The following is a 22,916-nucleotide window of genomic DNA, read 5'->3' on the forward strand; positions in this document are numbered from 1 at the left end:
ATCAAAGTTTAAGATTACAAAAGTAAATTACTTTCCTGATTCATGTCGCAAAAACCAACGATAATACTTAATTTTGCTTCAATAAACTCAAAAAATATATACATGCTCAAGATTTTCAAAGTTACTGCAATTTTAGAGGGAATCTCTTATTTAGTGTTATTTACCAATATGCTTTTCATTAAAACCAACAATCCTGAACTTTACCATACCTTATTACGTCCGTTAGGAATGGCGCACGGCGTATTATTTATAGGATATGTTTTGTTGGCATTTTTACTTAGAAAACCTCAAAACTGGGATTTAAAAACTTTCGCAATTATTCAAATAGCTTCTCTTATTCCTTTTGGAACTTTTTATATCGAGAAAAAATATTTAGAAAATAATGCCTAATCTTTTGAATAAAATATTCAACTTTTTATACCCTCTTTTTAGAGACTGGGGAATGAGCCGTAATTTTGCGTCTTATGTTAGCCTTGTCTTTAATATTGCCATAATGGTCGTTTTGGCTTATGCCATTTATTATATGGCAAAATTTGTTTTGGTAACCTTAACGGCAATTTTTGCACAAAAGACCAAAACAAAATTTGACGATTATTTAATTCACAATAAAACCACAAAATACACCGCGTATTTAATTCCGTTTTTCTTTATTTATAAAGCAGTTCCAATTATTCTGGACAAATATGAATATTGGGAAACGCTTTTTGGAAAAATCGTTGGTATTTATATCGTTCTCATCAGTTTATGGATTATCAGAACGATTTTTAATGCTTTACGAGATTATCTAAAGCAGAAACCGGAATACAGCGATAAGCCTATCGACAGTTTCGTTCAGGTTATTATGATTGTGCTTTGGATTTTTGGTGTTGCCATGATTATTTCGACTTTATTCGGAATCAAACAAGGTGAATTATTGACGATTTTAGGAACACTTTCGGCAATTATTATCTTGATATTCAGAGATACTATTTTAGGATTTGTATCAAGCGTTCAGGTTGCGATAAACGATATGGTTCGTATTGGTGACTGGATTACGATGGATAAATTTGGTGCTGATGGTGACGTAATCGAAATTAATCTGACAACGGTTAAAGTTCGAAATTTCGACAACACGATTACTACAATTCCAACTTATGCTTTAAGTTCAGACTCGTTCCAAAACTGGCGCGGAATGCAAAAATCTGCCGGAAGACGTATTAAAAGACACGTTTTGATCAAAAGCAGCAGTATTCGTTTCTTAACGGATGAAGATTTGGATCAGATGAAAAAAGTACAACTTCTAAGTAATTATATCGAAACCAGACAATCAGAAATTGTAAAATACAATGATATTCGTGGCGTAGACAAAACTTTGGCGCTTAATGGCCGAAATATGACTAATCTGGGATTATTTAGAAAATATATCATTCAATATTTAATCACACATCCGGGTTTAAATAAAGAAATGCATATGATGTGTCGTCAGTTACAATCGACTGCGCACGGAGTTCCGTTAGAAATTTATGCTTTTTCAAGTGATAAACGCTGGGCAAATTACGAATATATTATGGCCGATATTTTTGATCACGTTATGGCTTCTGTAGAATATTTTGACCTTGAAATCTTCGAATTACCATCGAAAATTGGGCATTTAGATTAGGAATTTTGTTTCAGGTTTTCTTTGTTTCAAGTTTAAAAAATGTTCTTAACCGCAAAGTTCGCAAAGTTTTACGCTATGAACGCAAAGTATTGCCTTGCGCTCTTTGCGAATAAAAACTTTGCGAACTTTGCGGTTAAATTATGCTCAAAGTCAAGCAACCTGAAACCTGAAACAAAGAAAACCTGAAACTATTTTTTAACTTCCTCAAAAACAAACTCAGCTTTATTATATTCTATCGGTTGATCCGGCATAAAAAGCGGAAGATTAAAATAAGTTCCAATTACTCCTTTTCCCAGAAAAAGTTTGTTTTCTTTTTTCAAGATTGCAATCGGAGTTCTTTTCCAGCTTCCTCCATTCGATATATAATGAAAATCACCTCGTAGCGTATCGCCTTTTATATCTCCCCTAACATCTCCGGAATCTTTACCGGTTTTATAATACGAGATTTCATAACGTCCGTAAAAGCGTTTGTCGTTTATATTCAGGTTCAAAATAGCGGTATCTTTATTATGTATAGCGCGATACATAACCTGATTATATTGACTTTTATCTTCCTTATTATTGCAGGAAATCAGAAACATAATCGACAAAGAAACCAGTATAATTTTTTTAGTCATTTTTGAGAAGGATTTTTAACCATTTAAGTTATGTAAGTTCATTTTAGCTAGACTTATAATTACTTAAATAACTTATATGGTGAATAAATTATAAACGATCTTTTACGAATTCGATTTGAGTTTTTCCGTGCGCTTTTGGTTTTCCGTTTTCGTCAAGATTAACCATTGTAGTTTGATCGATTGTAATAATGATTTCGCGAGTCATCATATTTCGAACAGCACAAGTTAAAACTAAAGAAGTATTTCCGAATTTCACAACATCAATTCCAATTTCGACAATATCGCCTTGTCTCGCCGAACTCTTAAAATTAATCTCAGACATGTATTTCGTTACTATTCTGGTGTTTTCTAATTGAATAATCGTGTACAACGCCAGTTCTTCGTCGATCCAGGCCAATAATTTTCCGCCAAATAAAGTTCCGTTTGGATTTAAATCTTCGGGTTTAACCCATTTTCTGGTATGAAATCGCATAATTTTAGTTTAAATAAAAGTTTTTGTATTGGAATTTTTTCTAAATTTAAAGAAAAAACATGGAAGATAGAGATGCTTTTTTAAGAGAATTCAGAGGAGAAACTTTAGGAACTGTAAGCGCTCAATCTTCACCAGATGAGTTGTTTCAAAATCAAACGATTAGACCAATTTTAAAACTTCAAAACGATTTGTTTATTGCCGTTTTTATAAACTATGTAAATAAAAACAAGGCCGATTTCTATTCTTATACAGTTGAGAAAAAACTTCAGGTTATCGAAAATTCCATTCAAAAAGACATTAAGTTCAGAAATTCCCTTAAAGGAATTGTCATGGCGCTTTTTACAATTGAAGAATATGAAAATTATATTCAAAACTCGTCAAGCTTAAATAAAAGAATGATGAATTTATTAATCGAAAGATTGAAAAGTCAGGTTCAATTGTTTGAATTAGAATCGAATTCGAACTAAATATTCTAGATGGAAATAGATATTCGTTATGCTAAAAAAGGAGGTTTAGAAGCGTATAATAATGAGGAATTATTATTTTATTCAACAGTAAATCACAATCTTTTTAGCAGAAATATAAAAGTATTCAGTAACGATGATATTTTGGTTTTAGAATTAAAAATTTCAGATTTAATTTTCACAAACCATTATAAGATATTATTTCAGAATAATGATTTCATAGATCCTATCGAATGGATTGATGTTGGTCATATTTATTTTAGCAAAAATAAAACCTTAATAAAACGGTATAATCATAGAATTATATCGTTTTACTGGAATTACTATTATATTTATGAAGATGTTAAAGTTGCTCAGATAAAGCATAATGTAAAATATCATCCATCAAAAATGATCGTGATTATAGAAGATCAAAATGCTAGTTTTCTTAATAAAATTTTAATTCATGTTTTAGCAATGAGAACTGCTGATCCTAATGATGATTAATTATCAGATGGATATCAATGTGTCATTCAAATAGATAATTCAATGTTTAGCCAATTCCGAAATAAATTTCCATTAACTGATGAAAAGTGGATCGAATATACCAACTATTTCAAGCGTCTTGAAGTTCCCGCAAAATCAGTTCTTTTAGAAGAAGGCGAAATCTCGAAAAGGCTTTTTATTATCGAAAAAGGCTGCATAAGAGTTTGGTTTAATAATAACGGAAAAGATTTGACAACTCAGTTTTTTTTCGAAAATCAGAGCGTGGCTTCTATCGAAAGTTTCATGAAAAAGTTGCCAAGTCTCGTGGTTGTTGAAACTATAGAATCTTCTATAATTTGGTGGATTTCTAAAAATGATTTGGATAAAATTCTCGAAGAAATAAAAGAAATTCCTGCGTTGAGAGATCGTTTTATAGATATGCTTTTTCAGCGTACATTCGATTATATGAAGTATTTTGTTTCATTTATAAAGGACTCTCCTACTCAGCGTTATCTTAACTTAATTGAAGAAAGACCTCAAATCATTCAGCGAGTTCCACAACATTATATTGCTTCTTATTTAGGAATTACCACAGTTCATTTAAGCCGAATAAAAAGTAAATTAGTACACAAAAAATAGTAAGATTTTAAACCATATAAGTTATATAAGAAATTATAAGTCAAGCTTAAATGGACTTATATAACTTATATGGTTTATAATTTCATTTGATAACAAATGTTATCGTCTACCCATAAATGTCTACCGAACTTTGCATCATAAAATTTAATAATTATGAAAGCAGCAGTAGTTTATACAAAAGGCGAAATGCCAAAATATGCAGATTTTGCAGAACCGATTCCGCAAAACGAAAACCAGGTTTTACTTTCAGTTAAAGCCGTAGCGATTACAAATCTCGATAAAGGAAAAGCCAGCGGTAAACATTATTCTTCAGAAAATCACAATCAAAATGGTTTTGTAATTGGAAGTGATGGCGTTGGTTTACTCGAAAACGGAACAAGAGTTTATGCTCGCGGAATTAGCGGTACAATTGCCGAAAAAGCGATTATCGATAAAAACATTTTAGTACCATTACCTGACGGAATTAGCGATACAATTGCGGCTTCATTGCCAAATGCGGTTGCAGGATCTGCAATGGCGTTAAAATTTAGAGCCGGAATAAAAGAAGGCGAAACGGTTTTGATTAATGGCGCGACAGGTTTTACAGGACAAATGGCGATTCAGCTTGCTAAACATTATGGCGCAAAGAAAATAATCGTAACCGGAAGAAACGAAAAAACACTTCAAAGTCTTCTGGATTTAGGCGCTGACGAGATTATTTCGCTTAAGCAAAATGACGAAGCATTTATCGCACAACTTAAAGAAATTCATTCCGCTACTCCAATCGATATTATTCTGGATTATTTGTGGGGACATCCTGCAGAACTGATTCTTAATGCTTTAAAAGGAAATGGTTCTTTCACAAACAAAGTGAGATACGTAAATATTGGCGGAATGGCAGGCGATTCTATTCAATTATCAGCTGGTATTTTAAGAAGCGTAGATTTGCAATTATCTGGTTCCGGTTTAGGAAGTTGGTCTAAAGCTGAAGTGAAATTATTATTCTCAGAAATACTTCCGGAAATGTTTCTTTTGGCAGCTGAAAACAAACTAAAGGTTAATATTCAGGAAGTTAAAATAGCTGATATCGAAGAAATGTGGGCAAAAGAAGCTCTTGATGGTCAACGATTGGTGGTTATTATATAATTATCCTATTTGCTAACCGTTTAAACCCGACAGGTTTTTAAAACCTGTCGGATTTGCCAATCTTTGTTGAGTTTCTTGTTTTGTAGAGAATAATCTGTGTGGTTTATCTTTGTCAAAGTTTAAAAACTTTGACAAAGATTTACGAGTATTAGAATCAGCCCAATCTTTGTGATTTCTCCTCCGTCGAAATGACAAGATTGTGGTTAATTACTTCTGTTCCATTAGTTTTTTTGGTGCAAAACCAAATAACTTTTTAAAAGCAAACGAAAAATGAGACAAATCTTCAAAGCCTAAATCAAGATAAATATCGGAAGGTTTTTTGTCTTTTTTCTCAATTAGAAAATAAGCTTCTTCCAATCGTTTTTGTGTTAACCAATGACTTGGTGTTGTATTGAATATTTTGACAAAATCCCTTTTAAAAGAAGATAGACTTCTGCCAGTTAAATACGCAAAACGTTCTAAACTCACGTTGAATTTGTAATTGTGAAGCATGAATTTCTCTAGATTAATTTTCTCAGGAACAGTAAAATCAAAGAAAATTGTAGCTAATTCTGGTTTTAGCTTTAGCAGAATAAAAACTAATTCTTCTCTCTTTATATCCGAAAATGTATCGTCTATATCGCCCGTTTGATTATAATAAGGCGACAAGGACTGAATGAAATTTGGAATTAAATCATTCTTTTCGAATGTTATAAAAGCTTCTGTTGGTTTAGAATTTGAAACCTGTATTTGATGTCTGTCTTTGATCTTTTTTAGAAATTGTTCATCGAGAACTACAACTACTTTTTCGAATTCTTCATTCTCTTTTTCTTTGTTATATCTGGCGAGATAGTTTTTGCGCACAATACAATAATCTCCTGATTTTAAGGTGTAATTTTTATTGCCGTCGTAACCATGAACAGTACCTTTTGCGAGATACAAAAAGAAATGTTCAGCGATGAATTGCTCTGGCGAAATCTCAGGCCCGATATAACATGATTTTATTTCTGTAATTTTCATTATTCACAAAAAATTAATTGACATTTTCCCACCAACGCTTAAATTGCTGCTGATTATTGTTCAGATCTACTTCCTGACCAATCATTGGCGTCACTAATCGATAAGGTTTATTTAGAGACAATTGTGTAATTTTTTTCAAAGGTTCGTCCCAAGCATGTTTTCCTAAAGTAAATTTTGAATTATGCACCGGAATCATGTTTTTTGCACCTAAATCTAGGGCTGCTTGCGCAACTTCTTCGGGCAAATTATGAACAGATTGCCACGCTTTGTCGTATTGACCACATTCTAAAATCGCCCAATCAATTGGTCCAAATTTCTCACCAATTTTTTTAAATCGGTCATCAAAACCTCCGTCTCCGCTAATGTAAATTTTTAAGCTTGGAGTTTGAATCAAATAAGACATCCACAAGGTTTTACCACGCACAAATCCCCTACCCGATTCATGATGTGATGATTCTGTAAAAATAGTAAAGTTATGATCTAATTCGATTTTTTGATTCCAATCTTTCTCGATTATTTGCTTTGGTTTATAACCCCAACGTTCAAAATGTGCTCCTACTCCAAGTCCGCAAACAACATGTTTTACTTTGTCTTTTAAGCCAATAATAGTTTCATAATCTAAATGATCGTAATGATCGTGAGAAATGAATAAATAATCAATTTCAGGCAAATCGGCAACAGTATAAATATCGCTTCCTTTATAGGCGCGAACTCCCCAAGGTAATGGCGATGCTTTACCGCTAAAAACAGGATCAATCAGGATTTTTTTGCCTTCAAGCTGCATGAAAACCGACGAATGTCCAAACCAAACCAGTGCATTTGAATCAAGCGGAATATTTTTCAAATCTGTTTTTATAGATGGCAAAGAATCTTTCGGTTCTCTTCTTGGATATTCTTTAAAAACGACATTGTATAATTCGCCTAACATTGTATATCCCTCTGATAATGTTGGTCTTTCGACTAAATTATTGAATCTGTCATTTTTAAAATGAGCCGATTTTTCGATTTCAACAAGTCGTTTTCCGGATGGATTTTCGCCAAATTGTGGTAGCTGCAAGTACAAAAAATGTAATAGTTGCAAGCAGAAATATAATAATAAAAAAAGTGATCATAATTTTCTTGAATCTTTGTATGGATTTTTTCATTTAGAGTTATTTTGCAGCGATTTTTATATCATCGATTTCGAGTATATTTTTCGAATATCCACGAATTACGCAGTTTATCATTGCTTGTCCTACTTGTTTTAAGGTTAATGATTTTGTGGGAAGTAAAATCGGAAACAAGAAAATCAGCGGTTTAAAAAAGGCCTTTACATTTTTTTGTCCTTTGAATGGTTTCATAAAACCCGGTCTAAAATTGTATGCTTTTTTAAAAGGCAATTTCAATAAATCATTTTCAGTTTTTCCTTTAACTCTCGCCCACATTACTCGACCTTTTTCGGAGCTATCTGTATGACTTCCTGAAACGTAAGTAAAAACCATATTTGGGTTTAAAGAAGCCAGTTTACTCGCAAAACTTATTGTTGTATCATAAGTTATTTGTGTGAATTTTGCTTCGTCCATACCAACAGAACTTATTCCTGCACAATAAAAACAAGCGTCATAACCTGTAAGCTGAGCTTCAAAAGCATTTAAATCCATGAAATTTGGAACAATTAACTCTGTTGATTTTAGGTGTTTTACAGGCGATGGTTTTCTGTTTACCATTAAAACCTTTTTTACTGTGTCGTTTTCAAGGCATTCAAACAAAACGCCTTCACCAACCATTCCTGTTGCACCAGTTATAATAACTTTCATATCTTTTTAAATTAAATTTTTACTCCTCCAAATTGAAATAAACTTTCGGCAGAAGCCAATAATGCTTCCTCGCTCGTTCTGGGTTTCCAGTCCAAAGTTGTTTTAGCTTTCAGATTACTTGCATTTTTTATTCTGTTCAATTGTGGCACAATATTTTTGGCTTTATTATTAAATAAAGCAATAATACGAACCGCCCAATTGGGTAAAATTGTTGTTGAAACTTTGCTGGCTTTATTTCCTAATTTATTCTTTAAAAGATGAGCGATTTCAGGCAATGAGATTATTTCTCCTGAAAATGCCAGAAAACGTTCTCCGTTTGCAGCGGGATTTATCATAGCGCGCAAATGCAAATCGGCAACATCACGAACGTCTACAATCCCAAAAGAAATTTTAGGAATCGCTTTCATTGATCCGTCTAGCATTTGTTTTAAAACTTCAAAACCACTCGAGATATCCGGTCCTAAAGATGGTCCAAAAATCCCCATTGGATTAATTACAGAAAGTTCTAATCCTTTTCCTTCGTTTGCGATATAATTCCAGGCTGCTTTTTCGGCAAGAGTTTTTGATTTTAAATACGCCGAAAGTGTTTTGTCAGTTGGGTCTGTCCAGGATTCTTCGGTAATTAAAGTTTTAGGATCATTGTGGCTGTAGCCAACGGCAGCAAAAGATGAAGTCAGTACAACTCTTTTTACGCCGGCTTGTTTTGCTGCTTTCAAAACTCTTAAAGTTCCTTCGACAGCGGGTAAAATCACATCGTTTTCGTCTTTTGGAACTTCCAGCGAGATTGGTGTTGCAACGTGCAAAACATAATCACAATCTTTTACGGCTTCGCTCCAATTATCGTCTTTTGAAAGGTTTGTTTCTATAAAAGACAAATTTTCGAAGGAAGAAATTCCGCCAAATCGCAACATATTCTTCACTTCTTCTTGTCTGTTCATAGAACGAAGTGTTGTTTTTACTGTATAGCCTTGTTCGAGCAATTGCAAAATACAATGTATGCCCACGAAACCGGAGCCGCCTGTAACCAGAACTATTTTATCTTTATTTGAATTTGTCATTTTAATACGAATTAATAATGCAAATTTCATTATAAAATCAATTGTCAACTTTGTTTAAAAGTCCAAACTTAGTTTGTTTAAAAGTTCAAAAAAGAATGTCTAATAATTCAATTATATAATTTGTATTTCGACCGAAGGAATTTAAGCAACAGCGAACAAACGAAGTAAATCATACGCGAATTTGCGCACTGTTTAAACCCGACAGGTTTTTAAAACCTGTCGGGTTTGCTAATACAGTATTCCAATCTTTGTCGAGTTTCATGTGTGATTTCTCCTTTCGTCGAAATGACAAACTAAACGAAAAGATTCTTATGAAAATGATTGCCCTAGCCCCGATAGAAGTGAAAATCCTTTTGTGGCGGGGTTCGCCATAAAAGATTGAAATGGATAGCGGGATTAGCTTCTAAAAAAAAGCCTATCAGTTTATCACTTGATAGGCTTTTGAATTTATTCTTTAGAAAGCATTAATTCTTTTATGTATTTTACTGGAGCACTTCCAAAACTCAGGAATTTTTCATGAAATTTTTTCAGATTGAATTTGTCTCCTTCTTGTTTTTTAAGTTCTTCTCTCAGGTTATAAATCTCAGTATATCCTGTAAAGTAAGAACATAATTGAACTTGAGATAAAGTGACACGTTTCCATTTTCCATCAGCTTCAGCTTGTTGTTGAAAAGCTTCTTTGGTCAATAATTTCAATGCATCTTCTTTAGACATATTTTTTGTGTGAACGCTAATGTCAAGAATCGTATTGCAAGTTGCTCTTAAATTCCATTTGTAATACATCAACCACATTTCATCAGAATTTTTATAACCACTTTCCAGCATCATTCTTTCAGCATAAACTGCCCAACCTTCAATCATAGCGCCGTTTCCTAAGATAGATTTTATAATACTTGGCGATTGATTGCTGTAAACTAATTGTGCATAATGTCCAGGAATTGCTTCGTGAATATTAAGAATCTGAAGAATATAATTGTTGTATTCACGCAAATAACTTTCGGCATTTTCCGGAGTCCAGCCAGACATACTTCCTACATTATAATATGTATTTGCATTTTTGTCGTAAGGTCCAGGCGAAGAAATTGAAGCGCCGGCAACTCCAGCCATATAAGCCGGTTCTTTACGCACCACAAGAGGTTTTGACGGATCGATGTACAATAAATCTTTAGCTTTTACATAAGCCGCCAATTCAGGAATTTGTTTCTCAATCTCTGACTGAAATTTCTCTGGCGTTGTATGTTGTAATGAGATTTTGTCGATTACTTGCTGAATTAACTCCAGTTTATCAGCAGGTTTTGCTTCAGTTCCTTTGTATTTTGTCCAAAGTTTATCAGCAAGAACGAACATTTTATCATGTAAATCTTTTTTGTGATCTACTGCAATTTTAAAAATTTCATCAGAAGAATATCCTGATTGAATGTCATAGTTAAATTTCTTAGCATATAAAGCTGCTCCAAGTCTAAAAGAACGAGGCGTTTTATTTGGTAGATTTTTCAACCAATTTGCATAATCAGTAATTGCTTTTAGAGAAACTTGAGCTTTGGCAAGCATTTCTTTTTTCTCGGTATCAGTTAATTTACTTTTATCTAATGCCGTTTTTAATTCATCCTGAAATACAGTTGAACCGCCAAGGTTTTGAGCTATAGCAAGTTCTGTATGTTCAATTGTTGGATTTTTAATATTCTTTTTGGCAGCTTCATAATAAGCCGGAATATTATTCATTTTTGCGTTAAAAGCGCGTAAACGAATTTCTGGAGTTTCGTAACTTCCATTTAAAATTTCGGCAAAAGCACCGCAAACATTATAACTGGAAGGATCCCACTCGCCTGCTTTTAATTCAGTAAAGCTGAAAATATCGCTTTCGAGTTGGTTTTTAATCAAATGAAAATCGGTTTTGTTATTATCCGATAATTCATCAATATTGAATTTCTTTAAAGAATCTAATTGTGCATTGACAAACTCAAGCGTTATTTTTTTCTGATTTTCATCTGGAATAGTCAAAACACTATCTAGTTTGTGATAACCAACACTTGAAGCCCAATTTGGACTAATTTTCCATAAAGCGGTTACGTATCCATCTTTATAAGTATCAAATTTTTGATCTAAAGCTTTATCTTCATTAGACTTAGTACTTTTATTACAAGAAAAAAGTAAAGTCATTGCGAAGAAAGAAACGAATAGTTTTTTCATAAATTAATTTTTTAATTGTTTAAAGATAAAAAAAATGTTGTTTATGCAAAACTATTTACTATTTCCGTCTAATATTTTAATAAATCTAATAAAACATTCTCAAAACGATCTTTTGGTAAAAACTGATCTTCCAGCGCTTTAGTAAACGGAATTGGCGAATCTAAACTTGCAACTCTTTTTACCGGAGCGTCAAGATATTCGAAACATTCTTCCATAATTAATGCCGAAATATCACTTGCAATTCCGCCAAACAAAGTATCTTCTTGATAAATAATGACCTTTCCTGTTTTTTTGACCGAAGCAAAAATAGTTTCAGTATCTAAAGGTTGTAAAGTTCTTAAATCGATTAAATCTGCTTCAATTTCAGGATATTTTGCTAATGTTTCTAATGCCCAATGTACCGGAGCACCAAAAGCAATTATGGTTATAGCATTTCCTTCTTTTAATAAAGCCGCTTTTCCTAACGGAATTGTGTAATAATCTGTTGGAACGTCTTGATAAACGCTTCTGTATAATTGTTTATGTTCGAAAAATAAAACGGGATTTGGATCATTTATCGAAGTATTTAGTAACCCTTTTGCATCATATGGAAACGCTGGATATACCACTTTTAAACCCGGAGTTTTGGTAAACCAGGCTTCATTTGTCTGTGAATGAAATGGTCCTGCCTGAGTTCCGCCGCCGCAAGGCATTCGAACGACAACATCGGCTTTTTCGCCCCAGCGATAATGTGATTTTGCTAATAAATTCACAATTGGATTAAATCCTGTAGAAACAAAATCGGCAAACTGCATTTCTACAATTGCTTTATATCCGTTAATAGATAAGCCCATTCCGGCAGATATTACAGCGCTTTCGCAAATTGGAGTATTGCGCACGCGCTCTTTTCCAAACGTTTCAACAAAACCTTCTGTAATTTTGAAAGCGCCGCCATATTCGGCAATATCCTGACCCATAATAATCAGGTTTTGGTGGCGTTGCATTGATTGGTCTAAACTGTTTCTGATAGCGTCTATAAACCGAATATTTTTAGATTCTGATTCTGTATTAACTTCTTTATATTGAAAAGGTTTATATACATCGTTTAATTCTTCACTATAAGTTGGAATAATTTCAGGTTCGGCATTTGCAATAGCCCAATTTTCTTCGATTTCATGTTTAATTTCTTCATGCAAAGCTGCGTCGTATTCTTCGGTTAAAATGCCTTCTTCCAGAAGAAACATTCTGTAATTATCGACAGGATCTTGCGTTGCCCACTTTTTCATTAATTCATCCGGAACATATTTTGTGCCACTCGCCTCTTCATGCCCACGCATTCTAAAGGTTTTAAATTCCAATAAAACCGGATGCGGATCTTTTTGCATGTGCTCTTTTAACCGTATTATTTTGTTGTAGACTTCCAAGATATTATTTCCATCAATAATATAGCTTTCGATTCCGTAACCAATACCTTTATCGGCAAGATTCTCGCAGAAATATTGTTCGTTTGTTGGAGTCGAAAGTCCGTAACCATTATTTTCGATGATAAACATTACAGGCAATTTCCAAACGGCAGCAATATTTAATGCTTCATGAAAATCTCCTTCGCTTGTAGCGCCTTCGCCAGTAAAAACAGCTGTAACTTTTTTATTATTCTGAAGTTTATCGGCAAGAGCGATTCCGTCTGCGATCCCTAATTGCGGGCCTAAATGCGAAATCATTCCGATAATATTGTATTCCTGAGTTCCAAAATGAAAACTGCGATCTCTACCTTTTGTAAAACCATTTGCTTTTCCTTGCCATTGCGAGAATAATCGATGCAACGGAATGTTTCTGGTTGTAAAAACACCTAAGTTTCGGTGCATTGGCAAAACATATTCATTGTCTTCTAATGCAGCGGTAACTCCTACAGCAACTGCCTCCTGCCCGATTCCGGAAAACCATTTTGAGACTTTTCCCTGCCGAATCAGAATCAGCATTTTGTCTTCGATTAAACGAGGTTTTAGAATTTTTTTATATAAGTCTAGTAATTGAGTATCAGAAAGGTTCTGTTTGTAGAAAATCATTTGATCCGCTGTTTAAGTATTTCAAATATAGAAAATTATAACACTTTTATTTCTTTTTGTTAGATATTTTTAATTTTATTCTAACTTTTAAAATTCAAATATAAAATATTCTCTACCTTTGTTATTGAAAGGTCTTAATTGACCTTTTATCTTTAAATAAAAATGTAAAGTATGCAAAACATTCCTAGTGTAGACTTACGTGATTTCCTTTCGGACGACCCGAAACGTAAACAAAAATTTGTAAATGAAATCGGCAGTGCATTTGAAAACATTGGCTTCGTAGCCCTAAAAGGTCACTTTTTAGATGATCAATTGGTAGACGAGCTTTATGGCGAAATTAGAAAATTTTTCGCTTTGCCAGTGGAAACTAAGCATAATTATGAAATTCCCGGTATTGGCGGACAACGAGGTTATGTATCTTTTGGAAAAGAACATGCTAAAGGACGCAAAGAAGGTGATTTGAAAGAATTTTGGCATTTTGGCCAATATGTTGATGCTTCTTCAAAATATGCTTCGGAATATCCGGACAATGTTGAAGTTAAAGAATTACCTCGTTTTAATGTTGTAGGTAAAGAAGCGTATCAAATGCTTGAAAAAACAGGTGTTTATGTATTAAGAGCTTTGGCTTTGCACTTAGGTTTAGATGAATTTTATTTTGACCAATATGCAAAAGAAGGAAACTCTATTTTGAGACCAATTCATTATCCACCAATTACTTCTGAGCCAGAAAACGCAATTCGTGCAGCGGCTCACGGTGATATTAACCTGATTACCTTATTAATGGGTGCTCAAGGAAAAGGATTGCAAGTTCAAAATCATGATGGCGAATGGATTGATGCAATCGCTGAAGATGATGAATTAGTAATTAATGTTGGAGATATGTTGTCAAGACATACTAATAACATACTAAAATCTACGATTCACCAGGTTGTAAATCCGCCTAGAGAATTATGGGGAACTTCTCGTTATTCGGTTCCGTTTTTTATGCATCCGGTAAGCGATATGCGTCTGGATTGTCTTGAAAACTGTATCGATGCTGAGAATCCTAAGAAATTCGAAGATATTACAGCGGGAGATTATTTATATGAACGTTTAGTAGATTTAGGTTTAATTAAAAAATAAACTTTTAAAGCTTCAATTTTTTAAATTCCAAATTCCAATGCTAACTTTGGAATTTGGAATTTAATTTTTACAAACTATATTTATTGAAATTTATTTTCAGAATAAAAATTCTATGGACTTACAAGATCAATTAAAAAACTTATTTCCGGATCATGTTGAATCAAATGAGCCTGAGGAAATTCAGGAGCAAGATCATGTGCTTTACATTCAAAAAGAGCCTATGATTTGCAAATTTGAAAAACGAAAAGGAAAAGCCACCACGATTATCGAAGGTTACGAAGGATCTGATGAAGATTTTAAAGTTCTAGCCAAAGAAATTAAAACCAAATTAAGCGTTGGCGGAACTTTTAAAGATAGTTCAATCATCATTCAAGGCGATTACCGAGACAAAATAATGGAAATCCTAAAAGCAAAAGGATTTAAAACGAAACGTGTCGGAGGATAGAAAAAGTTTAAAATTCTTTCAGGTTTCAAGTTTGTTGTTGAGACTTAAAATAATTATAACTATTTAACCGCAAAGTTCGCTAAGAATTATTATTTGGAAGCTTTAATAAATCACAAAGCTGTGGGCATAAAAAAAGACGCACTGCTGTGCGCCTCTACGGGAAATTTTAGAACCTCAAAAGAAAAAAAATAAATCAGTGACAATCTGTTCAATCTGTTAAATCTGCGGGCAAAAAAAGACGCAAAGTTATACGTCTCCAAAGAAAACCTCAGGACCTTAGCAACTCAGTCACTTAGAACCTTTAAAAAAATGATACAAAACTCAGAATTAATACTAAATCCAGACGGAAGCGTTTACCACTTAAACCTTCGTCCTGAACATATTGCTCACGATATAATTTTTGTTGGAGATCAAAACAGAGTCGAAAAAATCACTCAGTTTTTTGATTCTATCGAATATTCAACTCAAAAAAGAGAGTTTAAAACGCAAACCGGAATCTATAAAGGAAAAAGAATATCTGTAATGTCAACCGGAATTGGTCCTGACAATATTGATATTGTTGTGAATGAATTAGATGCTTTGGTAAACATAGATTTAGAAACACGTTTGCCTAAAGAAAATCTGACTTCGCTTAATATTATCAGAATTGGAACTTCGGGTTCTTTGCAAACTGATATTCCTGTGGATAGTTTTGTAATGTCTAAATTTGGATTAGGATTAGACAATATGCTTCGCTCCTATTTGATCGACGAAGTTTCGAATGCAGCTGTCGAAGATGCATTTATTGCGCACACAAATTGGGATATTAGAAAAGGAAAACCTTATGCAATTGCGTGTTCTGAAAAACTGGAAAAAATCATTGAATCTGATAAGATTTTCAAAGGAATTACTGCAACTGCCGGAGGATTTTACGGGCCACAAGGACGTGTTTTACGCTTGAATATTCAAGATGAAGAATTAAACAATAAAATGGATAATTTTAATTTTGATAACCAAAGAATCACTAATTTAGAAATGGAAACGGCTGCGATTTACGGGCTTTCTGCACTTTTAGGACATAATGCTTTGTCTTTGAATGCTATTATTGCAAATCGTGCATCAGGAACTTTCAGTGAAGATCCTTATAAAGCTGTTGATGAATTGATTACTTATACATTGAACAAACTGGCTCAGCAATAATTAGATAATTAGTCAATTTGATAATTAGTCAATTTGATAATTAGATAATTTTAATTAGCTATTTTAAAATAATTTATGTGGCATTTATTTCAACATGTATTAGAAGCTTTCTTTCTTGGGATTGGAGGTTTGTTTAGATGGAGCATTTTTCAGTTAATTAATGTTGCTGTCGAAGAAAAATACGCGAAAGATTTGGAATATTATTTAGATCAAAAAGATCAAACGGTAGATAAAAATGGTTTTACAACAGCCCAGAAAAATTTTCTTACCGGACTAATCATCTTTATAAGCTTTATATTTTTAATTAATAGAATAGAAGGTTGATCTGAAATCAATAAAAATAACCATTCATGCAAGAAGCTATTCTTAAATTTGAAAGATTATTGTTGGAAAATGTTTCTTATTTTCCAACAATAAATCAAAATACTTTAGAAGAAAGAAAACCAGGAAAATGGTCTAAAAAAGAGGTTTTAGGACATTTGGTTGATTCTGCAATTCATAATCTGGTTCGTTTTACAGAAATAAATTATGTAGAAAAACCTTATCAACACAGGCCATATAGTCAAATAGATTTGGTAAATTTAAACCAATATCAAACAATGGATATTGACGAGTTGACACAGTTGTGGTTTGTTCTTAATAAACAGATTGTCAGACTTATGAAATCTGTTGATGAGAAAGCTTTAGATTATGAAATTGTGCTAAGTGACGGTTCTGTAATTGATTTAAAGTTTTTGATGACAGATTATGTTGAACATTTAGAACATCATATAAACCAGATAAAAGCTTAAGATTATGTTTTTGAGAGTTGCCCGACATACTGATGATTTAGAAAGAATTGTAAACTTTTATGTTGATATTCTAGGTTTTGAACTATTAGGAGACTTTCAGAATCATAATAATTATGACGGTATTTTTGTTGGGAAATCCGGTTTAGACTGGCATTTTGAATTTACAAAATCACACGAAAAAGCCAATCATACTTTTGATCAGGACGATGTTATTGTACTTTATCCAAAATCAATTATAGATTATGATGTATTGGTTAGTAATCTGTTACATAACAACATTTCAATAGTAACTGCAAGTAATCCGTTCTGGAATGAAAACGGAAAAATGTTTCTCGATCCAGATGGTTATCGCATTGTTATATCACCGTTGAAAGCAATAATAAATGAAATTAACTAATTAGATAATTAGTCAATTTGAGAATTAGATAATGATTCTAATTCTTAAGCTTAAAAAATATTACAAAAAATATAATGGCAGAAACACACAAAAAAATCTTATTTAAATATTACAGTACTTATCTGGAAGAAATAGTTTCAGAAACCATGTGGGCTGAAATTATAGATTTAGAAAAAGGATATTTTAAATTGGATAATATTCCGTTTTTTGGACCTTTGATTGCAACGGATGATATTTTTCGTGCAGAATATGATGAGACCGAAAAATATTTTATTCACAGAGAAACACTTGAAAGCTCAGGAAATTCAATTGTTCAGATTTTAATTTTAGAAGAAGGTTTTGATAAAGAAATAATCAGAGAAAAATTAAAGTCAATTAATTGCATATCAGAAAGCCTGAACGATACTTTTCTTGCTGCCGAAATTGTAAAAGAAGTAGATTATTCGATCGTAAAAAGCATTTTGGACGAGTATGAATCAAATTCAATAATAGAATTTGCAGAACCTTGTCTTTCTGAAAAACACCGTGCCGATTTATTAAAAAACTAAACCCAAATAAAACACAAACAAACTTATAATACGCATACCAAACTTAACTTAAACTTAAACTATAATGAAAACTGTAAAAATTGTAGGTGTTCCCGAACACTTCAATTTGCCATGGCATCTATGCATCGAAAATGGCGAATTTGAAGCTGAAAACATTGATTTGCAATGGAAAAATATTCCTGAAGGTACTGGTAAAATGTGTCAGATGCTGCGTGATGGAGAAGCTGATATAGCGGTTATTCTAACGGAAGGAATTGTTAAAGATATTGTTGCCGGAAATCCAAGTAAAATTGTTCAAATTTATGTGCAATCGCCTTTAATTTGGGGGATTCACGTTGCCGAAAAATCAGATTTTCATACTATAAATGATCTTAAAGACAAAAAAGTTGCGATTTCAAGATTAGGTTCAGGCTCTCAGTTAATGGCGTATGTAAATGCACATGAACAAGGCTGGGAAACTGATAATTTACAGTTTGAAATCATTAATACTATCGATGGCGCGGTTGAAGCGTTAACAAACGGAACTGCTGATTATTTTATGTGGGAACGTTTTATGACGAAACCTCTTGTTGATAAAGGTGTTTTTAGAAGAATTGGCGACTGCCCTACTCCATGGCCTTCATTTGTGATTACCGTTCGCGATGAATTCTTGAAAAAGAATCCAAAAACTGTTGAGAAAATTCTTGAAATTATAAATAATACTACCCACGATTTTACTCAGATTCCTGGTATTGATAAAACTTTATCAGAGCTTTTTAATCAAAAACTAGAAGACATTCAAGAATGGTTAAAGCTTACACAATGGTCTCAGAAACATTTGAGCGAAAAAGCATTTATTAAAATCCAAAATCAATTATTTGACCTAGGTATTATTGATAAAAAAAGTACTTTTGTTGAAACGGTAAAAGCACTGTAAAAAAACTGCTTTTGATTCTTATGATAAAATTCCCTAAAATTGACTTTCCGCAATTAAAATCCAAGTTACAGGTGAAATCACCTTGGGATAGGGTTATTATTATGATATTGAGTCTTTTGATCACAATCCCAATTTTTATCATTTTACACCAGAATTTAATTGATTTAAATTGGGCTTTTAACTTAGATCGTGTATTCATTTTTATATTTGTTTTTGCTGCAGTTTTCTTTCTTTTAATGCTGTTGCGAACGATTATAATATTGTGTATCGCCGTTTATTTGTTGATTTTAGTTTATGGAACCGTTATCGGGAATTATGGATTCAGTGAGATTTCCGAAGATTATAATTCGATGATTTATACAATGTCAGACAATCCTTTTCCGCAGGATATTATTGTGGCAAAGTTGCTTCCGTTTCCAAATAAATCAAAAATCATAAACGCCATAGAATATCAGAATCCAAAGGTTCGGAATTTTGCTATTATGGCAACTACAAAGCATTTTAAAGGCATAAAAGGATATTCTGACTACAGAACCATTATTCAGTGTTTTGCGGTCTTTAAAGAGATTAATAGCCGTTGGAATTATGTCAACGACCCAAAAGAAGGCGATTATATTGCAACAGCAAGCGAATCATTAGAATATTTCTCCGGAGATTGTGACGATCATTCTATTTTAATGGCTGCTGCAGTACGTTCTATTGGCGGAACTCCAAGATTAATTCATACCAAAGGGCATATTTATCCAGAAATATTAATTGGCTCTTTAATCGATTTAGAGAAAGTCAACTATTTGATTAAAAACGTGCTTTTTGTTAAAGAAAGTTACGGTAAAAAAATACATTATCACGTTGATGATCGCGGTCAGGTTTGGATGAATCTTGATTATACAGCGACATATCCCGGAGGACCATTTTTGTACGAAGAAATTTTGGGAGCTCTTACTTTAAATTAAGGTGCAAAGGTTCTGAGAAACAAAGGGACAAAGGTTTTTCTGTAGAGGCGCACAGTAGTGCGTCTAATCTGTCTGTTCTATTTTCCAATGTATTTTTTTCGTGCGTTCAATCTTTGCGTAGACGCACTGCTGTGCGCCTCTACGTTTATTGGTGGCTATAAATAGAATTACGCTAATGTTCTCTTTTCTATATGTTTATAAAAAACGTCATTTTGATTTAAAATTCCATATTCAATCCTGGTTTCTTTATAAATATTTGATTTTTAGATTTTTAATTAGAAAAAATTTTGTAATTTTCTGTAGTTTAACTTTAATCACAAAATCATGAAAAAATCTAAATTATTTATCTTCGGAATTGCAATGGTGGCAGTATTAATGATTTCATGTCATAAGAGTAGAAATGAATTGGTGAACTCTTGGAAAGTTACCGCTGTTGAACCTAAATTGCCTCTCTCTGATTCATTAAAAAATGTAATTCTAACTCAGGGAACATTAACCTTCACAAAAGACGGGCATGTAACTGGATATTTGCAGAGCGAAATCAATAATGGTACTTATGCTTTGACAAAAGGAGGAAAAAGTTTAGTAATTAAAGATGAAACAGGAACTCCATATCCTTGTGAAAGTACAATAACAGATGAAACACTGGTATTGGACAGTAAAGAAATGAAGCTCACGCTTAGCAAAATATAACCATAAAAGTTCATTATTTATGAACTCAAAATATTTAACCAACAAACCATATTGTACCCAAAAGCAATATGGTTTTTTGTTTTATATATAAAAAGAGTTTGCCACGAATTAATTTTTTGACAATAAATATTTAAAAAAGATCTGTTTAAATCTGCCTAAATCTGTGGCTAATTTTTTAAGCAGTTTAAAAATAAAAATTCGAGAAAATTCGTGGCAAAAAAAACTTTTTATCACTCTTTGCAAGCTTTCGCATAAAATTATATCTTTGCAAAGCTTATAACTAAAGCATTAATTTATGTGAAAAATAATTTCTTTCAGGCAATTTAGAGAGTAAACCGCAATTTGTGGTGGCTCAATTTATTCATCTTTAGAGAAAGAAATTATGCTTATTCTACAAAACATTTCATATAAACACAATAACAAGGAATTGTTATTTGACAACATCAGTTTTACTGTAAACAATCACGAAAAAATTGCATTAATTGGTAATAACGGTTCGGGGAAATCGACTTTGCTAAGGATTATTGCAGGCGAATCAGAACCTTTAAACGGAGAGTTGAGATTGAGTTCTGAACCTTATAATATTCCGCAGATTTTTGGGCAATATAACGAACTTACAATTGCCGAAGCATTGCGTATTGCCGATAAACTTAAAGCATTTAAAGAGATAATCGACGGCAATGTTACCGAAGAAAATCTAAACATTCTAAACGATGACTGGACAATTGAAGAGCGTTGTAATAATGCTTTAAAATATTGGAATCTAGAATATTTAGATCTAATGGCAAAAATGAATACTTTAAGTGGCGGACAAAAGACAAAAATCTTTCTTGCCGGTATTTTAATTCATCAGCCAGAGCTGGTTTTAATGGATGAACCCAGCAATCATCTCGATACTGCTGCAAGAGAATTATTGTATGATTTTATAGAATCTACATCGAGTACTTTATTAATTGTGAGTCACGACAGAAGTTTGCTAAACAAACTCAATACAACTTATGAATTAAGCAAACATGGCGTTGCTGTTTATGGCGGGAATTATGATTTTTATGCTGAGCAAAAGCAAATCGAAATAAATGCTCTAAATCAGGATTTGCATTCTAAAGAAAAAGCACTGCGAAAAGCCCGCGAAAAAGAAAGGGAAACATCAGAAAGGCAGCAAAAACTAGACGCTCGAGGTAAAAAGAAACAAGAGAAATCCGGGGTTGCAAGAATCATGATGAATACGCTGCGCAATAATGCCGAAAATAGCAGTTCGAAACTAAAAGGAGTTCATGCAGAAAAAATCGATGGTATTTCACAGGAATTACGAGAGTTGCGCTCTTCGATACCAGATGTTGATCAAATGAAAATAGGTTTTGATAATTCAGCCTTACACAAAGGAAAAGTACTTTTTAAGGCTGATGATATTAATTTTAGATATAAAGAACAACTTCTTTGGAAAGAAAATCTAAATATCGAAATCATAAGCGGAAATAGAATTGCGTTGAAAGGTGCGAATGGTTCTGGCAAAACGACTTTGATAAAAATAATATTGGGAGTACTCGATCCGCAAATAGGAACAGTTTTCAGAGCCGAAAACAAATCAATTTATATCGATCAGGATTATTCTTTAATTCAAAATCAGTTTAAAGTTTATGACCAGGCGCAATATTTCAACACATCCGGATTGGAAGAACATGAAATCAAAATGCGTCTTAATCGCTTCTTGTTTTCCAGAGAAGATTGGGATAAACCTTGTTTCGCTTTAAGCGGAGGAGAAAAAATGCGATTAATGCTTTGTTGTCTTACCATAAACAAACAATCTCCAGATCTTATTATTTTAGACGAACCAACAAACAATTTGGATATTCAGAATATTGAAATCCTGACCAAAGCAATTAATGAATATCAAGGTTCGCTAATTGTGGTTTCGCACGATTCCCATTTTTTGGAACAAATTAATATTGAGAATTTTATAGCATTATAAATTAACGTAATAGATATTCTGTCATAAATGAAACAGAAAATTTAAACTTTAGAATAAAAAAAATAGCCTCCAAAATCCAAGGTTAAGGAGGCTTTCGATTTAGCGATTAGTGGTTGAAATCCTCTAAATCAAAGAAATAAGTTATTTTGATAGTATTACCTTAGTATATTCTGAAATATTGAGATTATTATATTTTTTTAAAGCGTTTTTAGAAGTGTTGCAATAGCAATTTCCATCTTTTTGTAATCCTTTCTTACAGTGTCTGTCATTTCACTTTTGCGATCACCGGAAAGGCTCATTGTGATAAATCTTTTTGATAAACCGTATTTTTCTTTGATACGATTAAGGATTTCTGTGTTGTAAATGTTTTTCTTTTTCGTTTCTTTGTCCATTG

26 protein-coding genes are annotated in these 22,916 nt (G+C 32.8%); 17 read left to right on the top strand and 9 right to left on the bottom strand.

The window, feature by feature from the left end; all coding sequences use genetic code 11:
* The first annotated feature begins 102 nt into the window (after positions 1–102).
* Positions 103–390 (top strand): DUF3817 domain-containing protein, encoded by a 288-nt coding sequence (locus WN975_RS05870; protein ID WP_337965678.1) that lies wholly within the window; start codon positions 103–105, stop codon positions 388–390.
* Positions 383–1,639 (top strand): mechanosensitive ion channel, encoded by a 1,257-nt coding sequence (locus tag WN975_RS05875; protein WP_337965679.1) that lies wholly within the window; start codon positions 383–385, stop codon positions 1,637–1,639. The genes WN975_RS05870 and WN975_RS05875 overlap by 8 nt, the downstream gene beginning before the upstream one ends.
* 188 nt (positions 1,640–1,827) lie before the next feature.
* Here the strand turns inward: WN975_RS05875 and WN975_RS05880 are convergent, their stop codons facing one another.
* Positions 1,828–2,256, bottom strand: coding sequence for a hypothetical protein (locus WN975_RS05880; RefSeq protein WP_337965680.1), 429 nt, complete (start codon positions 2,254–2,256; stop codon positions 1,828–1,830).
* An 88-nt stretch (positions 2,257–2,344) separates the two neighbouring features.
* On the bottom strand, positions 2,345–2,728 hold the full coding sequence (locus WN975_RS05885; protein ID WP_121330838.1) for a hotdog domain-containing protein: 384 nt from the start codon (positions 2,726–2,728) through the stop codon (positions 2,345–2,347).
* Positions 2,729–2,787: 59 nt separating this feature from the next.
* Between WN975_RS05885 and WN975_RS05890 the strand changes: the two genes are divergently transcribed.
* The 4 genes from WN975_RS05890 (at position 2,788) to WN975_RS05905 (ending at position 5,421) form a co-directional block, all read left to right on the top strand.
* Positions 2,788–3,195, top strand: a complete 408-nt coding sequence (locus WN975_RS05890; protein ID WP_337965681.1) for a glyoxalase — start codon at positions 2,788–2,790, stop codon at positions 3,193–3,195.
* A 9-nt stretch (positions 3,196–3,204) separates the two neighbouring features.
* On the top strand, positions 3,205–3,678 hold the full coding sequence (locus WN975_RS05895) for a hypothetical protein (protein WP_337965682.1): 474 nt from the start codon (positions 3,205–3,207) through the stop codon (positions 3,676–3,678).
* A gap of 42 nt (positions 3,679–3,720) precedes the next feature.
* Complete coding sequence (locus tag WN975_RS05900; protein WP_337965683.1) at positions 3,721–4,296, top strand: Crp/Fnr family transcriptional regulator; 576 nt, start codon at positions 3,721–3,723, stop codon at positions 4,294–4,296.
* A 153-nt stretch (positions 4,297–4,449) separates the two neighbouring features.
* Positions 4,450–5,421, top strand: coding sequence for a zinc-binding alcohol dehydrogenase family protein (locus WN975_RS05905; protein WP_337965684.1), 972 nt, complete (start codon positions 4,450–4,452; stop codon positions 5,419–5,421).
* Positions 5,422–5,628: 207 nt separating this feature from the next.
* Here the strand turns inward: WN975_RS05905 and WN975_RS05910 are convergent, their stop codons facing one another.
* The 6 genes from WN975_RS05910 to WN975_RS05935 form a co-directional block, all read right to left on the bottom strand.
* The gene (locus WN975_RS05910) at positions 5,629–6,420 is read right to left on the bottom strand and encodes an AraC family transcriptional regulator (protein WP_337965685.1); all 792 of its coding nucleotides are present in this window, start codon (positions 6,418–6,420) and stop codon (positions 5,629–5,631) included.
* 13 nt (positions 6,421–6,433) lie between these two features.
* On the bottom strand, positions 6,434–7,477 hold the full coding sequence (locus tag WN975_RS05915) for an MBL fold metallo-hydrolase (protein ID WP_337965686.1): 1,044 nt from the start codon (positions 7,475–7,477) through the stop codon (positions 6,434–6,436).
* A gap of 94 nt (positions 7,478–7,571) precedes the next feature.
* Positions 7,572–8,216, bottom strand: a complete 645-nt coding sequence (locus tag WN975_RS05920) for an NAD-dependent epimerase/dehydratase family protein (RefSeq protein WP_337965687.1) — start codon at positions 8,214–8,216, stop codon at positions 7,572–7,574.
* 11 nt (positions 8,217–8,227) lie between these two features.
* Complete coding sequence (locus tag WN975_RS05925) at positions 8,228–9,274, bottom strand: aldehyde reductase (RefSeq protein ID WP_337965688.1); 1,047 nt, start codon at positions 9,272–9,274, stop codon at positions 8,228–8,230.
* 447 nt (positions 9,275–9,721) lie between these two features.
* Complete coding sequence (locus WN975_RS05930; RefSeq protein WP_337965689.1) at positions 9,722–11,464, bottom strand: DUF885 domain-containing protein; 1,743 nt, start codon at positions 11,462–11,464, stop codon at positions 9,722–9,724.
* Positions 11,465–11,532: 68 nt separating this feature from the next.
* Positions 11,533–13,509, bottom strand: coding sequence for a dehydrogenase E1 component subunit alpha/beta (locus tag WN975_RS05935; RefSeq protein WP_337965690.1), 1,977 nt, complete (start codon positions 13,507–13,509; stop codon positions 11,533–11,535).
* 171 nt (positions 13,510–13,680) lie between these two features.
* On the opposite strand from WN975_RS05935, the gene WN975_RS05940 reads away from it, so the two are divergent.
* The 11 genes from WN975_RS05940 (at position 13,681) to WN975_RS05990 (ending at position 22,522) form a co-directional block, all read left to right on the top strand.
* The gene (locus tag WN975_RS05940; protein WP_337965691.1) at positions 13,681–14,631 is read left to right on the top strand and encodes a 2-oxoglutarate and iron-dependent oxygenase domain-containing protein; all 951 of its coding nucleotides are present in this window, start codon (positions 13,681–13,683) and stop codon (positions 14,629–14,631) included.
* 112 nt (positions 14,632–14,743) lie between these two features.
* On the top strand, positions 14,744–15,076 hold the full coding sequence (locus WN975_RS05945; protein WP_121330827.1) for a translation initiation factor: 333 nt from the start codon (positions 14,744–14,746) through the stop codon (positions 15,074–15,076).
* A gap of 309 nt (positions 15,077–15,385) precedes the next feature.
* Positions 15,386–16,255: a nucleoside phosphorylase gene (locus tag WN975_RS05950; protein ID WP_337965692.1), complete on the top strand. Its 870-nt coding sequence runs from the start codon at positions 15,386–15,388 to the stop codon at positions 16,253–16,255.
* Between the two features lie 75 nt (positions 16,256–16,330).
* Positions 16,331–16,579, top strand: a complete 249-nt coding sequence (locus WN975_RS05955; protein WP_337965693.1) for a hypothetical protein — start codon at positions 16,331–16,333, stop codon at positions 16,577–16,579.
* Between the two features lie 26 nt (positions 16,580–16,605).
* On the top strand, positions 16,606–17,046 hold the full coding sequence (locus WN975_RS05960; protein ID WP_337965694.1) for a DinB family protein: 441 nt from the start codon (positions 16,606–16,608) through the stop codon (positions 17,044–17,046).
* A gap of 4 nt (positions 17,047–17,050) precedes the next feature.
* Complete coding sequence (locus tag WN975_RS05965; protein ID WP_337965695.1) at positions 17,051–17,443, top strand: VOC family protein; 393 nt, start codon at positions 17,051–17,053, stop codon at positions 17,441–17,443.
* A 74-nt stretch (positions 17,444–17,517) separates the two neighbouring features.
* Positions 17,518–17,991, top strand: coding sequence for a DUF4265 domain-containing protein (locus WN975_RS05970; RefSeq protein ID WP_337965696.1), 474 nt, complete (start codon positions 17,518–17,520; stop codon positions 17,989–17,991).
* Between the two features lie 64 nt (positions 17,992–18,055).
* On the top strand, positions 18,056–18,907 hold the full coding sequence (locus WN975_RS05975; protein ID WP_337965697.1) for a substrate-binding domain-containing protein: 852 nt from the start codon (positions 18,056–18,058) through the stop codon (positions 18,905–18,907).
* A 20-nt stretch (positions 18,908–18,927) separates the two neighbouring features.
* Positions 18,928–19,860: a transglutaminase gene (locus WN975_RS05980; RefSeq protein ID WP_337965698.1), complete on the top strand. Its 933-nt coding sequence runs from the start codon at positions 18,928–18,930 to the stop codon at positions 19,858–19,860.
* 324 nt (positions 19,861–20,184) lie between these two features.
* Entirely contained in the window at positions 20,185–20,553 is a 369-nt protein-coding gene (locus tag WN975_RS05985) for a hypothetical protein (protein WP_337965699.1), read from the top strand.
* Between the two features lie 382 nt (positions 20,554–20,935).
* On the top strand, positions 20,936–22,522 hold the full coding sequence (locus tag WN975_RS05990) for an ABC-F family ATP-binding cassette domain-containing protein (RefSeq protein ID WP_337965700.1): 1,587 nt from the start codon (positions 20,936–20,938) through the stop codon (positions 22,520–22,522).
* Positions 22,523–22,719: 197 nt separating this feature from the next.
* Here the strand turns inward: WN975_RS05990 and WN975_RS05995 are convergent, their stop codons facing one another.
* Complete coding sequence (locus tag WN975_RS05995) at positions 22,720–22,914, bottom strand: hypothetical protein (protein WP_099712463.1); 195 nt, start codon at positions 22,912–22,914, stop codon at positions 22,720–22,722.
* Positions 22,915–22,916: the final 2 nt, after the last annotated feature.

Source organism: uncultured Flavobacterium sp. (genome assembly GCF_951805225.1).
Classification (GTDB): domain Bacteria; phylum Bacteroidota; class Bacteroidia; order Flavobacteriales; family Flavobacteriaceae; genus Flavobacterium.

Coding starts and splice junctions, on each gene's coding strand:
- WN975_RS05945 (WP_121330827.1), top strand. CDS start 14,744: ATGGACTTACAAGATCAATTAAAAAACTTATTTCCGGATCATGTTGAA.
- WN975_RS05885 (WP_121330838.1), bottom strand. CDS start 2,728: ATGCGATTTCATACCAGAAAATGGGTTAAACCCGAAGATTTAAATCCA.
- WN975_RS05910 (WP_337965685.1), bottom strand. CDS start 6,420: ATGAAAATTACAGAAATAAAATCATGTTATATCGGGCCTGAGATTTCG.
- WN975_RS05905 (WP_337965684.1), top strand. CDS start 4,450: ATGAAAGCAGCAGTAGTTTATACAAAAGGCGAAATGCCAAAATATGCA.
- WN975_RS05875 (WP_337965679.1), top strand. CDS start 383: ATGCCTAATCTTTTGAATAAAATATTCAACTTTTTATACCCTCTTTTT.
- WN975_RS05925 (WP_337965688.1), bottom strand. CDS start 9,274: ATGACAAATTCAAATAAAGATAAAATAGTTCTGGTTACAGGCGGCTCC.
- WN975_RS05935 (WP_337965690.1), bottom strand. CDS start 13,509: ATGATTTTCTACAAACAGAACCTTTCTGATACTCAATTACTAGACTTA.
- WN975_RS05965 (WP_337965695.1), top strand. CDS start 17,051: ATGTTTTTGAGAGTTGCCCGACATACTGATGATTTAGAAAGAATTGTA.
- WN975_RS05930 (WP_337965689.1), bottom strand. CDS start 11,464: ATGAAAAAACTATTCGTTTCTTTCTTCGCAATGACTTTACTTTTTTCT.
- WN975_RS05955 (WP_337965693.1), top strand. CDS start 16,331: ATGTGGCATTTATTTCAACATGTATTAGAAGCTTTCTTTCTTGGGATT.
- WN975_RS05980 (WP_337965698.1), top strand. CDS start 18,928: ATGATAAAATTCCCTAAAATTGACTTTCCGCAATTAAAATCCAAGTTA.
- WN975_RS05920 (WP_337965687.1), bottom strand. CDS start 8,216: ATGAAAGTTATTATAACTGGTGCAACAGGAATGGTTGGTGAAGGCGTT.
- WN975_RS05970 (WP_337965696.1), top strand. CDS start 17,518: ATGGCAGAAACACACAAAAAAATCTTATTTAAATATTACAGTACTTAT.
- WN975_RS05880 (WP_337965680.1), bottom strand. CDS start 2,256: ATGACTAAAAAAATTATACTGGTTTCTTTGTCGATTATGTTTCTGATT.
- WN975_RS05985 (WP_337965699.1), top strand. CDS start 20,185: ATGAAAAAATCTAAATTATTTATCTTCGGAATTGCAATGGTGGCAGTA.
- WN975_RS05870 (WP_337965678.1), top strand. CDS start 103: ATGCTCAAGATTTTCAAAGTTACTGCAATTTTAGAGGGAATCTCTTAT.
- WN975_RS05975 (WP_337965697.1), top strand. CDS start 18,056: ATGAAAACTGTAAAAATTGTAGGTGTTCCCGAACACTTCAATTTGCCA.
- WN975_RS05895 (WP_337965682.1), top strand. CDS start 3,205: ATGGAAATAGATATTCGTTATGCTAAAAAAGGAGGTTTAGAAGCGTAT.
- WN975_RS05995 (WP_099712463.1), bottom strand. CDS start 22,914: ATGGACAAAGAAACGAAAAAGAAAAACATTTACAACACAGAAATCCTT.
- WN975_RS05940 (WP_337965691.1), top strand. CDS start 13,681: ATGCAAAACATTCCTAGTGTAGACTTACGTGATTTCCTTTCGGACGAC.
- WN975_RS05990 (WP_337965700.1), top strand. CDS start 20,936: ATGCTTATTCTACAAAACATTTCATATAAACACAATAACAAGGAATTG.
- WN975_RS05950 (WP_337965692.1), top strand. CDS start 15,386: ATGATACAAAACTCAGAATTAATACTAAATCCAGACGGAAGCGTTTAC.
- WN975_RS05900 (WP_337965683.1), top strand. CDS start 3,721: ATGTTTAGCCAATTCCGAAATAAATTTCCATTAACTGATGAAAAGTGG.
- WN975_RS05960 (WP_337965694.1), top strand. CDS start 16,606: ATGCAAGAAGCTATTCTTAAATTTGAAAGATTATTGTTGGAAAATGTT.
- WN975_RS05890 (WP_337965681.1), top strand. CDS start 2,788: ATGGAAGATAGAGATGCTTTTTTAAGAGAATTCAGAGGAGAAACTTTA.